The organism is Microbacterium sp. NPDC087868 (assembly GCF_044900755.1).
GTDB classification, from domain to species: Bacteria; Actinomycetota; Actinomycetes; order Actinomycetales; family Microbacteriaceae; genus Microbacterium; species Microbacterium galbinum.
The window spans coordinates 18047-32520 of the sequence record NZ_JBJDNO010000006.1 but is presented as its reverse complement, the minus strand read 5'-3'; the positions used below and the strand labels follow the sequence as shown (position 1 = coordinate 32520).

The following is a 14474-nucleotide window of genomic DNA, read 5'->3' as shown; positions in this document are numbered from 1 at the left end:
TGGTTCCGCGATGATGCCGTCGCGGCCAGGACATCCGATTAAGGAGACGTGGAGCAATGGCGGTTTACGCAAACCCGAATACCGATGGAGCACTGGTCAATTTCAAGCCGCGCTACGAGAACTACATCGGCGGTGAATGGGTAGCCCCGGTCAAGGGCATGTACTTCGAGAACATCACCCCGGTCACCGGCAAGGTCTTCTGCGAGGTGGCCCGTTCCACCGCAGAGGACGTCGAAGTAGCACTGGACGCGGCGCATGCGGCGGCCGGCGCCTGGGGCAAGACCAGCCCGGCCGAACGCGCAGTCATCCTGAACAAGATCGCGGACCGCATCGAGGAAAACCTCGAAATGCTCTCCGTGGCCGAGACCTGGGATAACGGCAAGGCGATCCGCGAGTGCCTGAATGCCGACCTGCCGCTGGCAGTTGACCACTTCCGCTACTTCGCCGGCGCTATCCGCGCCCAGGAAGGCAGCCTCTCCCAGCTCGACGAGGACACCACCGCGTACCACTACCACGAGCCGCTGGGCGTGGTCGGGCAGATCATCCCGTGGAACTTCCCGCTGCTCATGGCCGTGTGGAAGCTCGCCCCGGCCCTGGCTGCCGGCAATGCGATCGTGCTCAAGCCCGCCGAGCAGACCCCGGCCAGCATCCTGGTTCTCATGGAACTGATCGGCGACCTGTTGCCGGCAGGCGTGCTGAACGTGGTCAACGGCTTCGGCGTGGAAGCGGGCAAGCCGCTGGCCTCCAACAAGCGCATCCGCAAGATCGCCTTCACCGGCGAAACCACTACCGGCCGGCTGATCATGCAGTACGCGTCGGAAAACCTGATCCCGGTCACCCTGGAACTGGGCGGCAAGTCCCCGAACATCTTCTTCGAGGACATCGCTGCCAAGGATGACGCCTTCTACGACAAGGCGCAGGAAGGATTCACGCTGTTCGCGCTGAACCAGGGCGAAGTCTGCACCTGCCCATCGCGTGCGCTGATCCAGGAAAGCATCTACGACCGCTTCATGGGCGATGTGGTGGCCCGCACCAAGGCCATCAAGCAGGGACACCCGCTGGATACCGACACCATGATGGGTGCCCAGGCATCCAACGACCAGCTGGAGAAGATCCTCTCCTACATGGACATCGGCAAGTCCGAGGGCGCCAAGGTGCTGCTCGGCGGGGGACGGGCGGATCTGGGCGGAGAGCTCTCCGGCGGCTACTACGTGCAGCCGACCATCTTCGAGGGCACCAACGACATGCGCATCTTCCAGGAGGAGATCTTCGGGCCGGTAGTCGCGGTGACCAAGTTCAAGGACTACGACGACGCGATCTCCATCGCCAACGACACCCTGTACGGATTGGGTTCTGGCGTGTGGAGCCGCAACGGCAACGTGGCCTACCGTGCCGGCCGCGCCATCCAGGCCGGACGCGTGTGGGTCAACCAGTACCACGCCTACCCGGCACACTCGGCCTTCGGCGGCTACAAGTCCTCGGGCATCGGACGCGAGAACCACCTGATGATGCTGGACCACTACCAGCAGACCAAGAACCTGCTGGTCTCCTACTCGGAAGACAAGCTGGGCTTCTTCTAGGAGCAGTAGCTGCCACGAGCAGCATGAGATGACAACAGACCTCGAAGGTACGGGGCCAGCCGGGACAGCGTCCGGGGATCGATTGGCCTCATCCCCCGCACGCCAGCCGGCACCCCGCACCTTCGAATGCCATGCAAAGGACAAAGTACATGAGCAAGATGAAAGCTGCAATAGTCGAGGGCTTCGGCGAAGAGTTCCAGGTGAAGGACGCCGCGATCCCCGAGCCCGGCCCCGGCCAGGTGCTGGTGAAGCTGATCGCCTCGGGCGTCTGCCACACCGACCTGCACGCCGCCGAAGGCGATTGGCCGGTCAAGCCGAAGCTTCCGCTGATTCCCGGGCATGAAGGCGTGGGCATCGTGGAAAAGCTCGGCGAAGGAGTCACCGAGGTCGCGCTCGGGGACATGATCGGCAACGCGTGGCTGGCTAGCGCCTGCGGGCACTGCCAGTACTGCCGCACCGGCTGGGAGACGCTGTGCGAAGCCCAGTCCAATGGCGGGTACTCCGTGGACGGTTCCTTCGGCCAGTACATGCTGGTGGATTCCCGCTATGCCGCGCACATCCCGGAGGGCTCGGATCCCCATGAAATCGCGCCGGTGCTGTGCGCGGGAGTGACTGTCTACAAGGGCCTGAAGATGACTGAGGTCAAGCCCGGCCAGTGGGTGGCTATTTCGGGTATCGGCGGACTGGGCCATATCGCGGTGCAGTACGCGGTGGCCATGGGCATGCGGGTGATCGCCATTGACGTGGCCGATGACAAGCTGGCGCTGGCCTCGAAGCATGGAGCGGAAATCACCGTCAATGCCTTCGCCCAGGACCCGGCCGAGATCATCCAGCAGAAGGTTGGCGGAACGCACGGCGTGCTGGTTACGGCGGTGCATCCAAAGGCGTTCGGGCAAGCGATCGGCATGACCCGGCGCGGCGGAACGATCGTGTTCAACGGGCTGCCCGCCGGTGATTTCCCCGCACCCATTTTCGACATCGTGCTCAAGGGCCTGACCATCCGCGGATCGATCGTGGGAACACGGCAGGACATGATCGAGGCGCTGGAATTCTATGCGGCAGGGAAGATCAAGCCGACCTTCCATACCCGCCCGCTGGAAGACATCAACGCCGTATTCGACGAAATGCGCCATGGCAAGATCGATGGGCGCGTTGTCATCGACTACGCCGGCAAGGCGTAGCCGGATCCGCAACGGTTGATGGCACGGTACCGGATGCGGCTTTTCGAAGCGGCATCCAGTACCGGTGCCCTGGCCGCCCTGGCCGAGCGATGGACGGTGCGGCCCAAAAAGAGGACACTGGCCACAACGAGATAAATCCGGACGTGGACAACGAGGCAGGAGCAGGACATGAGCACCGTAACCGAAACACGCGCCGCAATCGAGGGCGAAGAGTTCTCGCGGGTGGCCTTCACCTCCGAAGCCCTGGACCTGCTGCGCAAGCTGTGGGGGATCCACGGCCCGCTGATGTTCCACCAGTCCGGAGGATGCTGCGACGGGTCCTCGCCGATGTGCTATCCGGCCGGCGAGTTCCGCACCGGGGGATCGGACATCCGGCTCGGCGTGCTTTCCCTGGACGGCGCTGATGGCACCGCCCTGGGCGACATCGATTTCTGGATGTCCAAGGAGCAATTCGAATACTGGAAGCACACCAAGCTCACCGTGGACGTGGTCAACGGGCGGGGATCCGGTTTCTCCGTCGAAGCCCCGGAGGGCAAGCGCTTCTTGATCCGCAGCGAGATCATCGAGTTCCCGGCTGGCCCGAACCCCGACTAGGCTTGGCCCATGCGACTGTGGTCCCTGCACCCCTCATTGCTCGACGCCAAAGGGCTCGTTGCCTGTTGGCGTGAAACACTGCTGGCCCAGAAGGTGCTCGCAGGCCAGACCAAGGGCTATACCGGGCACCCGCAGCTTCTCCGGTTCAAGGCGCAGCCCGCCCCGCTGGTGCATATGGGCGGCTACCTGCAGGGCTTGTGGGACGAAGCGGCTGTCCGGGGCTATCGCTTCGACGCCGCGAAGATCCTGCATCCGGCAGCCGCCGCGCAGCTGGAAAAGATCCCGGTCACCCAGGGGCAGGTGCACTTCGAGCGCGAGCACCTGCTGCGCAAGCTCTCCGTCCGGGATCCCGCGCGCATCGCCCGCTTGGAACCGGCAGGGCAGGTGGCCCTGCATCCGCTGTTCGTGCAGGTCCCGGGGCCAGTGGAGGCCTGGGAGAAGGATGCGCTCGCCAGCGGATGAGCTGCTGGCCCGGCAAAATCCTAGAGCAGCTCTGCGCGCAACTGTGCGGGGGACTTGGGCGAGAGCAGCCCCGGGGCCACATCGTAAACGGTCTGCGCACCGGTGATGCCGCGCTGGTTCATCCGGAAGGCGGCCCGGGCGTAAGCCACCAGCACGCTGGAAGTGAATTCCGGGTTGGAGCCAAGTGCCAGCGAATACTCGATGACCTGCTTCTGCTCGTCGCTGGTATTGCCCGAACGGATCACGAACCCGCCATGCGGCATATTCGAATGCTCGGCGGCCAGGGTCTGCTCGTCGATGAACTGCACCGTGGTGTCGTACTGGTCGAAGTAGTGCTCCATGGTCACGATGGCTTCGCGCACCGACTCCGGATCGGCACCGTCTTGGAGCACGACAAAGCATTCGCGCTGGTGCTTCTCGCGGGTGCTCAAGGAAGGGCGCTCGCCGGCCCGGACCCGGTCGATAGCCTCCTGGCTCGGGATGGTGTACTGCACGCCGGCGGCGACGCCCGGGACGCGGCGGATCGCATCCGAATGCCCCTGGCTCAGCCCGCGGCCCCAGAAGGTGTAGGTTTCGCCGTCGGGCAGCAAGGCCTCCCCGAAGACCCGGTTGATCGAGAACATGCCCGGATCCCAGCCCACGGAGAGCAACGCGGTCTTGCCAGCTGCCTTCGCCGGGCCGTCGATGGACGCGTAGTACTCGGGGATGCGGGCGTGGGTATCGAAGCTGTCCACGGTGTTGAACAGCGCCGCGAACTTCGGGCCCTGCTGCGGCAAGTCCGATTTCGAGCCGCCGCAAAGGATCAATACGTCGATCTGTGCGGCGTGCTTTTCCAGCTCATCGATGCCGAACCGCCGTGCTGGCTGAGCCAGTTGGAGGGCCTGCGGGTCACGGCGGGTGTAGACGCCCACCAGCTCCATATCCGGATTCTTGGCGATCGCGGCTTGGACGCCGCGTCCCAGATTCCCATAGCCAGCAATACCGATGCGGATCTTTGAAGTCATGCCTGCCGTTTCCTTGGGGGAGTGAAGTTTGCTCAGCCGCGGATGGGCTAAATACTTCGGATTATGCCAACGAATCCCGGGGCAGTGAAACCCTTGACCCTCTATGACCCCGGTCTAGCCGAACAGGCGCTTGAAGAAGCCCTTCTTCGGTTCGGCTTCGTGGCCCTGGCAGCGGTCCTTATTGGGGACATTGCGCATAGTTGCTTCAACGTGCTGGCCGCAGCCAGCCCACGTGGTCTTCTGGCAGATCTTGCATTGAACCTGGCGGCACATAATTTTTTCCTTGGGGTAGTGGTTAGGACAGGGAGAGGAAGAGCTTTTCGAGTTCTTCGACGCTCAGGCCGTCTTCTTCCTCGGAAGCCTTCTCGGGATCGGCGATGCAGTACTGCATCGCGGTGGAGACAATGGCGAATCCGGCGCGGTCCAACGCGGTGGAGACGGCGGCCAGCTGAGTGACTACCTCTTTGCACGAACCATCGGTTTCCACGGCGTTGATCACCGCATCAAGCTGGCCTCGGGCACGCTTAAGGCGGTTGAGGATCCGCTTGCGGGTCGCTTCGTCAGCAGTACGCATCAATTTCTCCTTGGTACGGGTAGCGGGTTAGTCGTCTTCTGCAATTTCGGCATCCAGGTGTTTGAGTTGGACGAGCAACTGCTCCATAGCGCCAGAGCTCAACGCTCCGGGTTTTGAATGTACAAGTATCCCATCCTTGAACGCCATGAGCGTCGGTATGGATGCAATCCGGGCTGCCTGCGCCAAATCCGGCTGGGTTTCGGTATTCACCTTGGCGAAGGCGATTTCAGGATGCGCCGCGGATGCTTCGTCGAAAATCGGGGCAAAGCCGCGGCAAGGACCGCACCAAGGCGCCCAGAAATCCACGAGCACCAGCCGGTTCCTTGCGATGAACCCAGCGAAGTTCGAAGCTGACAATTCAAGCGGCTTCATCGGGTTTCTCCTTTCAGAACGAGCGGGCAGCGCGCCCCCATCGCCGGAATTTTGTTGCACAGCAGCACCAATGCGCCCGCGAGGGCTGCAACCGCAACTACGACCAGCCCGCCGGGAGCCGGCAGTTCCTGGCTGAGCACGAACACGCCCATGGCCAAGACGAAGTAGCCAAAACCCTTGCGCAAAGCGCGTTCGTCGATCCTGCGCGAAAGCCGTGCGCCGATCAACGAACCGAGGATCGCGGTGGTCGCCAGCCCTGCGGCCAGCGGCCAATCCAGTGCAACTGAATTCAACTGCCCGGCCAGGCCAGTGATCGAATTCAGGGTGATCACCAGCAGGGAGGTGCCCACCGCCTGTTGCATGGACAGCCCGGCCAGCAAAGCCAGTGCAGGGACGAGCAGGAAACCGCCTCCGGCACCGACCAGGCCGGTGACCATGCCAATGCCCAAGCCGACCGGGGCGGACAGCCACAACGACTGTGTTGCGCTGCCAGTGTTTTTCCGTCCGCGGATCATCCCGCGGGCACCGGCCAGCATGATGATCGCGAAACCGAGCATCAGCAGCTGGGCAGGGATCCCGCTGGCCAGCAGCCCGCCGCCAAAGGCGCCAAGCATGCTGGTGGCCGCGAAGACCATCCCCTGTTTCCAACGCACATTGGCCTTGCGGGCATGCGGGATCAGGCTCGTTGCCGAGGTCGCACCGACCACCAGCAGGGAGGTGGCGATCGCTTCCTTGGCGGGCAACCCGGCTACATAGCTGAGCAGGGGAACCATCAGGATTGAACCGCCGCCGCCGAACAGTCCCAGGGACAGCCCGACGATGCTCGCTAGTGCAAGGGCCAGAACCAGCAGCGGTCCGAACTCCATGGCCTACTTCTTTACTTTGTTCCAGGGCATCTTGCCCAAGAAGCTGATCATCGGGCAAGAATCCCGCAGGGCTGAGAACACCAGTCCGCCACCGATGGCCGCCGAAAGATAGGCGAACTTCGGGGAGATGAACTTCGCTCCGAGCAACCCGGCGAGCACCACGGAACCTGCGGTCATGCGCATCTGGCGGTCCAGCGCCCAACGCTGCACGCCGCGCACCATGGTGCCGCCGGCATTTTCGTAGGCGGTGACGCCGCCAAGCAGTACCGTGCTGTGCTCGATCTGTTGCTCCTGCAGGGCACGCTGCGCCTTGGAAGCACGGTTGCCGCTGTGGCAGATCAGCACCGGCTTGCCTGGAATCTTGGCGATCACCTCGGTGGCGTTGGCGGTGAATTCTTCGAGCGGCACGTTGTACGAGCCGGGAATGTGGAGGGTTTCGAATTCGCCCGCGGTGCGCACGTCAATCAAGGCGAGGTCCGTGTCGGGGGCTTCCACCAGGCATTTAAGTGCTTCGGCGTCCATGGTGGTCAAAGGGGTAGTCATTGAATGCAGTTCAGCTTTCGTGGCGGGGGTGGCTAGTTGGCGAAGGAGGACCAGCCGAGGTAGCTGCCCTCAAGCTCGACGACGTTGTAGCCGGCATCGCGCAGTGCGCTGGCGGCCACGGCATTGCGCATGCCGCTTTGGCAGTAGGTGACGATGGTGCCGCCGGCGGGCAGCTGATCGAGATTCCACAACACCCGTCCGCCGGACAGCTGCTTGGCGCCCGGGATATGCCCGGCGGCGAACTCGGTCTTGTTGCGGACATCCAGCAGCATCTCGTACTCGAAATCGTCCAGCTGTGCCGGGGTGATCGACTTCGGCTTCACCGTTGGCAGGCCTTCCAAGCTGGTGGTGAAACCCTTGACCGCGTCGATGCCCACGCGCATTAGGTGGGCGCGGATCGTCGCGGCGTGTTCGCCGGTCTCGGCCAGCACGATCAGGGCGCGTTGGTCCTTTTCCGGATCGTAGGCCCAGGCGCCGAAGCTGGCGGTCTTCGCCGTACCCGGGATGGACAGCGCGCCGGGAACGGTGCCTGCGGCGATCTGGGTGTGCCCACGGGTATCGACGAACACCGAGACCCCCGCCTCCAGCTGCTGGAGGAGCTGCTGGACGGGTATTTCAGCTAGGGGGTCGAGCTGGCCCAGGATGGCTGGGCCCAGGCGGTTCTGCCGCTTCATGCGGCCGAAGTAGGCGTGGGCGTCAGGCTGGCCGTTGAGCAGTTCGGCGATGAAGCCGTCCTGGTCGTCGTTGGCCAGGTAGGTGCTCCACCAGGCGAACTCGCGTTCGTAGCCCAACGTGGTGGAAGGGACCGCGCCCAGCGCTTTGCCGCAGGCGCTGCCCGAGCCGTGGCCTGGATGCACCTGGATGTAATCGGGCAATTCTGCCAGGGTTTTCTTCAGCGAAGCAAAGAGATCGCGGGCGCCTTCGAAGCGGGTATCGACACCGCCGGCGGCCTCGTCCAGCAAATCCGGACGGCCTAGGTCGCCGGCGAAGATGAAGTCGCCGGAGAGCAGGTAGCCAGGGTCTTGGCTGAAGGCTCCGTCGGTGATGGCGTAAGCCAGGTGCTCCGGGGTGTGGCCCGGGGTGTGGCGGGCGGCGATGCGCAGGTTGCCCAGCGTGATGATATCGCCATCCATCAAACGTTCTGCCTCGAATCCGTACTGCCAATCTTTGCCGCCCTCGCCCGAAACGTAGCTGGTGGCGCCGGTGGCGGCGGCTAGTTCGCGGGTTCCGGAAAGGTAGTCGGCGTGGATGTGGGTTTCAGCGACGGCCGTGATGCGCATGCCGTGCTTGGCAGCCAGGGCAAGGTAGTCGGCGATGTCGCGGCGCGCGTCGACCACGAGAGCTTCGCCTTTGGCCTGGCAGCCGATGAAGTAGCTGGCCTGCGCGAGATCTTCGTCGTAGAGGCGTTCAAGCAGCATGGTTGGTTCCTTTCAAGGTGGATTGGAACCAGACTAAACTATACCCCCGGGGGTATGTCAAAAATACGGGTGGGGGTATGTGCGGAGGCCCGCAATGCCGCTAGGTGGGAAAGGTGTTTTTATGCCCGGGTGAAAGTGCGCAGCCAGCCGGTTAGCCGCAGCTGCTCCGCGGGGTCCAAGGTTGCCAATAGCTGCAGGGTGCCGTCGTCTGCGGGGCGCAGAATACCCAGGTGATCGGCTGGAACATCGGACATCGCCTCGCCAGCCGGGGAATCGGGCGATGCGCTCGCCGCCCTGGAGATGAAGACCTCGTCGGGTGAACCGTTCCAACCCTCGAGGATCGAGATGGTGCCTTCCAGCAGGCGCAGGGCCTCGTGCGCGTGGATCCATGCGGTGGCATCCTTGGCAGCCAGCTCGAACCCGGCTTCGGGAACAATCTTGCGCAGGCCCGTGGCCAGGACGCGCGCTTTCGCGCTGAGCCCCTCGGCCTGGAAGGCGGCTACCGCATCCAGGCGCTGTGTCATGCGCGCGAAGTCCTGCTCAATGCTTTTCCTGCTTGCGAAAATGCCCATGCTCCTATCTTCGCCTACCTTGGGAAAGGCTGTCGAGGTGCTCGGCCAATCGGGTGCTGGCGCGGGAGAGGTGCTGGGCCAAAACCTCTGCCGCGCCCTGGGCATCGCCGGCGGCGATGCATTCGAGCAGGCGTTCATGTTCGCTGGCGATGTCCGCGGTGTTCAGCAGCGTTGCATCCTGGACGTGGGTCATGCACAGGCGGATCTCATCGCTGAGCTGGCCGTAGATTGCGCTGGTACGGGTCGAATCCAGGGCCTGGACCAGTGCGGAGTGGAAGCGGACATCCGGATCGACGATCTGGATCGGGGAAGCATCGCGCAGTGCGGTGATTTCGGCATTGGCCTCGCGTGCAGCTTCCGGGACCTGTCCGGTGCTGGCCAGCAGCCGCACGGCCTCTGCTTCGATGATGGCGCGGGTGCGGTAGATGTCGCGGGCGTCGGCGGATGAGAGCAGCGTGACTTTCGCGCTCTGATGCGCGTTGCGCGTCAGCAGGCCGCTGGCAACGAGGTTCTCCAGCGCGGCCTTGGCGGTTGGCCGGGCCACTTCATAGTGCGCGGCGACGTCCACTTCGCCCAGCGGGGTGCCGGGGGACAGTTCCCCGCTGAAAATCCGGGCACGCAGTGACTTGACGACGGCCTGAACCACGGAAACCACACCTAAACGGGCCGCCATCAGGGTCCTTTCGAGCCGCGGAAATTTACCTAACAAGTATCCCATGAATAGTACTACTATGGCTTGTATACTTGTAAGACAATTTTCGTATTCGGCAAGCGCCGCTTGCCAACTGCACAGGAGCGCACCATGGCATTGAGCACGCCAGCACTCGGAGAAACGACGGTTTCATCCGGCATCCTCGATCTGGTCGGCGACCAGGATCGCGTCAAGACCCGATCCATCGACCGCGTTGCCTACGCCTCGGATGCCTCGCACTACCTGTACACGCCGCAAGCTGTCGTGCTGGCCAAGGACGCCGCGGAAGTCTCCGCCCTGCTGGCTGCGGCCGCGCGCGGCAACCAGCCGGTCACCCTGCGCTCGGGCGGCACCTCGCTGGCCGGGCAAGCCAGCGGCGACGGACTGATGATTGATGTGCGCCGCAACTTCCGCGGCATCACCGTGCTCGATAACGGAGCGCGCGTGCGTGTGCAGCCCGGTGCCACCGTCCGCCAGGTCAACGCGCGCCTGGCCGTCTATGGCAGCAAGCTGGGGCCGGATCCGGCCAGCGAGGCGGCCTGCACCATCGGAGGCGTGATCGCGAACAACTCCTCGGGGATGGCCTGCGGCACCGAATTCAACACCTACCGCACCCTGGAATCCATGACTTTCGTGCTCCCCTCGGGTACCATGATCGACACCGCGGATCCGCAGGCCGACCGCAAGCTGGCCGCCGCTGAACCGCAACTGGTCGCCACGCTGGACAAGCTGGGCCAGCGCGTGCGCAGCAACCCGGCCTCGGTCGCCAAGATCGAGAAGCACTTCGCGCTGAAGAACACCATGGGCTACGGCATCAATGCCTTCCTGGACTACGACACCCCGGCAGAGCTGATGGCACACCTGATCATCGGCTCCGAGGGCACCCTGGCTTTCGTCGCCGAGGCCGTCTTCCGCACCGTGCCGATCCGCAAGCTGGCCATCGCCACCTTGGCCGTCTTCGATAACCTGGATCTGGCCACCCGGGCGCTGCCTGAACTCGTGGATTCCGGCGCCGCCACCCTGGAGCTGATGGATTCCACGTCGCTGCGCGTGGGCCAGTCGCTGCCCGGCGTGCCGGATGCCATCATGGGCTTCGACGTCGACCAGCAGGCCGCCTTGCTGGTCGAATACCATGAGGACACCGAAGAGGAACTGGCCGGGCTGCGCTCCGCTGGCCAGTCGCTGCTCGACGCATCGGCATTGCGCGCCCCAGCGGTGCTGTCCCCAGATGCGAAGAACCGTCAGGCCGCGTGGAAGTTCCGAAAGGGCCTGTATGCTTCGGTGGCCGGTGCCCGCGCCACAGGCACCACCGCGCTGCTCGAGGACGTCGTGGTCCCGGTAGAGTCCTTGGCCGAAACCTGCGACAGCCTGCAGGAGCTGTTCACCGAGTACGGCTACGCTGATTCGGTGATCTTCGGCCACGCCAAGGACGGCAACATCCACTTCATGCTCACCGACCGTTTCGAAGGCGATGTGGCGTTGAACCGCTACAACTCCTTCAACGACAAGATGGTCCAGCTGATTCTGGACAAGGACGGCAACCTCAAGGCGGAGCACGGCACCGGCCGCGCCATGGCGCCGTTCGTGCGCGCGCAGTACGGCGATGAGCTCTACGAGGTGCACCTGGAGCTGAAAGCCGCCTGCGACCCGCGCCTGATGATGAACCCCGGGGTGATCATCGACGAAGACCACGCCGCGCACATCCGCAACATCAAGCTCAACGAGACCATCGAGATCGAGGCCGACCACTGCGTGGAATGCGGCTATTGCGAGCCGGTCTGCCCGTCCAAGGACCTGACCCTGACCCCGCGCCAGCGCATCGTCGTGCGCCGGGCCATCGCCAAGGCCGAAGCCGAGGGCAACGCCGAGCTGGCGGCCGAACTGGAGCGCGACTACGAATACAACGGCGTGCAGACCTGTGCCGTGGACGGCATGTGCGTCACCGCCTGCCCGGTGGGCATCAACACGGGCCTGCTGGTCAAGCGCCTGCGCCGCGAAGACGCGCACCCGGTCCTGGAAGCCGGCTTCAAGGCCGCGGCCAAGGGATGGGGACCTGCCACGCGCGCTGGGTCGCTGGCCCTGAGCATCGCCGATAAATTCCCTGCTTCGCTGGTCCGCGGTGCCACCGATGCTGCGCGCAAGGTGGTCAGCACCGACACCATGCCACGTTACGATGCCGACCTGCCTGGTGGAGGCAAGGCGCGCAAGCCCATGGCCGGCAACTTGGGTGCAGCTGGCACCGAGCCGCTGGCCATCTACCTGCCAGCCTGCGTGAATTCGATGTTCGGCCCTGCAGGAGACGGGGAAGGAGTCGCCCCGGCGTTCACCAAGCTGCTGCACGCTGCTGGCGTCTCGGTTTACGTTCCCGAGGGCATTGAATCCACCTGCTGCGGTACCCCGTGGACTTCCAAGGGCTACGAACAGGGCCATGAGGTCATGGGCCAGCGCGTGCTGGAAGAAGTCCGTGCGGCCATGCCGGGCAAGGACCTGCCGATCATCTCCGATGCCTCCAGCTGCACCGAAGGCTTTGCGCATACCCTGGCCGAGCATGGCTACGAAGTGGTTGACCTGCTGGCGTTCACTTCGCAGCACCTGCTGGAGAAGCTGCCAGCGCTCGAGAAGATCTCCTCGGTCACCTTGCACCCAACCTGCTCGTCCACGCAGATGGGCCTGAACCCGGACATGCAGAAGATCGCAGAGGCTGTGGCAGATACCGTGAACACCCCGGTGAACTGGGGCTGCTGTGGTTTTGCCGGTGACCGCGGCATGCTGCATCCGGAGCTGACCGAGTCGGCTACCGCTCGCGAAGCTGCCGAGGTTCGTGAACTGGATGCGCAGGAACACGCTTCGTGCAACCGCACCTGTGAACTGGGCATGACCCGTGCGACGGGCAAGGAATACCGCCACATCGTTGAACTGCTGGCAGACGCCGCCAGCAAGTAGAGGTCGGAGCAAAGCCGGCGGCGTCGAGCGGCATTAAGCCATGGGTACGCGCAATGGTTGCTTGCCGGGAGTCAGGCTGCGAGGTCTTCGGGGCCGTCCTTGGGCTTCAGCCGTTCCTTGAGTTGCTGTATCCATTGCGAGTCGCGTCTCAATTGCGGGAACGGCTTGTGCGCGTAGCCCGTGGCTGGTGGCGCGGTGGACTTGTAGGACATCGCCGAGCCGGGACAGATCATGATGGTGTGGCCGTTGCCGTAGGTCGTGTATTCGTACCAGCCGGCGGCTTCCTTGGCCTTGTTGCAACTAGCGCATCGGCCATCGCCGTTGAAGACGGTGCTCTTGCCTCCGCGGGCGTATTGCTTGACGTGGTCTATTTCCTCCACGATGCCGTCGCAGAACGGGGTGCGGCAGTGCCGGTCGCGGATCGCGATGAACTTCTTGAGCTTTTCCGGGAAGATCCGGGCTTTGGAGTCCATGGCGATCAGGTCCTGGTCGCCGGGTGCGGTGTAGAGGCGGGCGAGTTCGGTGCGCACGTCGAGCTGTTCGATCAGCTCCGTGGTGGGTTTGGCGTCCATTTGGTCGAAGGTCAGGCTGTTGGGGATCTGGTGCCCGCTGATCCATTCGCGCACGCTCTGGGCGGGGATGAAGCCGTAGCCTTCCAGATAGGCTGGTTCGCGTTCGCCGGCGAACAGGGCCCGGTCGGTCATGACTACTGCGACTTGCAGGGCGATGGGCATTTTGGAGGGTTCGCCGACCATCATGTAGCTGAAGAGCAGGTCGGCGCGGATCTGGGTGCGGGTGCGGGGGTCGCCTTTTTTGCGCAGGGTTTTCGATTCTTCGTCGAGGTAGCGTTTGAGGCACATGCCCTGCAGCAGGGGGTATTCGCCGTGGATGATGATGCGGCCGTGCTGGTCGTCGATTTTCAGGGTGAGGTTGCGTTGCTCTTCGACGGTTTTCTGCTTGATGGAGTCGGGGTCGGAGATGTAGGCCAGGGCGAATTTTCGGACTGTTTCCTTGATTTGGGTGGTGCCCATGGATTCGAACATGTGCGGGTTCTGGGCGTAGAGGTGGTCGAATTCGGTGCGGCGCTGGGGTTTGAGGTCTTGGAGCGGGGTGAGGATGGCTTGGGTTTGGGCTTCGGTGAATTCGCCGCGGGCGCAGGCGGCGGCGAGGTTCGGGGTGTCTTCGAAGAGGATGCGGCAATTGACCAGGTAGTTGCGCATGCCGTGCGGTGATTGCTTGCGGGCCAGGGCGACGCAGGCGGCTGCGCCGCGGGTTTGGTCATCGAGGTGGATGCCGCGTTCTTCGTGGTCGCGGACGTATTCTTTTTCGATTTGGTGGGCGAGGCCGGCCTGTTTGCAGCGTGCTGCGGAGATGAGGGCTTCCAGTAGTTCGATGCCGTGGGCGCAGTCGGCTTTGCTGCCGTGTTCTTCGAGGGCGGAGAGGTCGTTTTGCACGGTTTGGACGTGGAGGTCGAATTCCTCGGGGGGTGCTGGTGGGGTGAGGCTGTTTCCGTGCGCCTTTGCTTCGGACATGTTCTAATTATACTTCGCTTGTTCGAATATGTCTTCTAATGGTATGGAAAACTTCAGGGGTTTTCGATAGGCGAGAGTGCGCGAAGCGGAATAAAATGCATAAATATGCATTCCCGATCATGAAATCCATCTCAAAAGCTGG

14 protein-coding genes are annotated in these 14474 nt (G+C 63.6%); 5 read left to right on the top strand and 9 right to left on the bottom strand.

Annotated elements, in window-relative coordinates; all coding sequences use genetic code 11:
- The first annotated feature begins 56 nt into the window (after positions 1-56).
- The 4 genes from adh (at position 57) to ACI2JZ_RS17120 (ending at position 3817) form a co-directional block, all read left to right on the top strand.
- Positions 57-1580 carry an aldehyde dehydrogenase gene (gene adh, locus ACI2JZ_RS17135; protein WP_404598679.1) on the top strand — a complete coding sequence of 508 codons (1524 nt, stop codon included), beginning with the start codon at positions 57-59 and terminating at the stop codon, positions 1578-1580.
- Between the two features lie 149 nt (positions 1581-1729).
- A complete protein-coding gene (gene adhP, locus ACI2JZ_RS17130) occupies positions 1730-2761 on the top strand; it encodes an alcohol dehydrogenase AdhP (protein ID WP_105658983.1) in 1032 nt (343 codons plus the stop codon).
- A gap of 168 nt (positions 2762-2929) precedes the next feature.
- Entirely contained in the window at positions 2930-3355 is a 426-nt protein-coding gene (locus tag ACI2JZ_RS17125; protein WP_013347532.1) for a DUF779 domain-containing protein, read from the top strand.
- A 9-nt stretch (positions 3356-3364) separates the two neighbouring features.
- Positions 3365-3817 (top strand): pyrimidine dimer DNA glycosylase/endonuclease V, encoded by a 453-nt coding sequence (locus ACI2JZ_RS17120; protein ID WP_105658982.1) that lies wholly within the window; start codon positions 3365-3367, stop codon positions 3815-3817.
- A gap of 20 nt (positions 3818-3837) precedes the next feature.
- Here the strand turns inward: ACI2JZ_RS17120 and ACI2JZ_RS17115 are convergent, their stop codons facing one another.
- The 8 genes from ACI2JZ_RS17115 to ACI2JZ_RS17080 all read right to left on the bottom strand — a co-directional run bounded on the left by ACI2JZ_RS17115 (position 3838) and on the right by ACI2JZ_RS17080 (position 9812).
- Positions 3838-4821 (bottom strand): diaminopimelate dehydrogenase, encoded by a 984-nt coding sequence (locus tag ACI2JZ_RS17115; RefSeq protein WP_332595311.1) that lies wholly within the window; start codon positions 4819-4821, stop codon positions 3838-3840.
- Positions 4822-5116: 295 nt separating this feature from the next.
- The gene (locus ACI2JZ_RS17110; protein ID WP_105658980.1) at positions 5117-5395 is read right to left on the bottom strand and encodes a metal-sensitive transcriptional regulator; all 279 of its coding nucleotides are present in this window, start codon (positions 5393-5395) and stop codon (positions 5117-5119) included.
- A gap of 27 nt (positions 5396-5422) precedes the next feature.
- On the bottom strand, positions 5423-5767 hold the full coding sequence (gene trxA / locus ACI2JZ_RS17105) for a thioredoxin (protein WP_105658979.1): 345 nt from the start codon (positions 5765-5767) through the stop codon (positions 5423-5425).
- On the bottom strand, positions 5764-6633 hold the full coding sequence (locus ACI2JZ_RS17100; RefSeq protein ID WP_133835054.1) for a sulfite exporter TauE/SafE family protein: 870 nt from the start codon (positions 6631-6633) through the stop codon (positions 5764-5766). The genes trxA and ACI2JZ_RS17100 overlap by 4 nt, the downstream gene beginning before the upstream one ends.
- Before the next feature lie 3 nt (positions 6634-6636).
- Positions 6637-7155 carry a rhodanese-like domain-containing protein gene (locus ACI2JZ_RS17095; RefSeq protein ID WP_404598699.1) on the bottom strand — a complete coding sequence of 173 codons (519 nt, stop codon included), beginning with the start codon at positions 7153-7155 and terminating at the stop codon, positions 6637-6639.
- A gap of 53 nt (positions 7156-7208) precedes the next feature.
- Positions 7209-8594 carry an MBL fold metallo-hydrolase gene (locus ACI2JZ_RS17090; protein ID WP_105658976.1) on the bottom strand — a complete coding sequence of 462 codons (1386 nt, stop codon included), beginning with the start codon at positions 8592-8594 and terminating at the stop codon, positions 7209-7211.
- A gap of 119 nt (positions 8595-8713) precedes the next feature.
- On the bottom strand, positions 8714-9166 hold the full coding sequence (locus tag ACI2JZ_RS17085) for a hypothetical protein (protein ID WP_105658975.1): 453 nt from the start codon (positions 9164-9166) through the stop codon (positions 8714-8716).
- A 4-nt stretch (positions 9167-9170) separates the two neighbouring features.
- Entirely contained in the window at positions 9171-9812 is a 642-nt protein-coding gene (locus ACI2JZ_RS17080) for a GntR family transcriptional regulator (protein WP_404598676.1), read from the bottom strand.
- A gap of 156 nt (positions 9813-9968) precedes the next feature.
- On the opposite strand from ACI2JZ_RS17080, the gene ACI2JZ_RS17075 reads away from it, so the two are divergent.
- On the top strand, positions 9969-12800 hold the full coding sequence (locus ACI2JZ_RS17075; RefSeq protein ID WP_404598675.1) for an FAD-binding and (Fe-S)-binding domain-containing protein: 2832 nt from the start codon (positions 9969-9971) through the stop codon (positions 12798-12800).
- Positions 12801-12871: 71 nt separating this feature from the next.
- Here the strand turns inward: ACI2JZ_RS17075 and ACI2JZ_RS17070 are convergent, their stop codons facing one another.
- Entirely contained in the window at positions 12872-14332 is a 1461-nt protein-coding gene (locus ACI2JZ_RS17070) for an HNH endonuclease (RefSeq protein WP_404598674.1), read from the bottom strand.
- Positions 14333-14474: the final 142 nt, after the last annotated feature.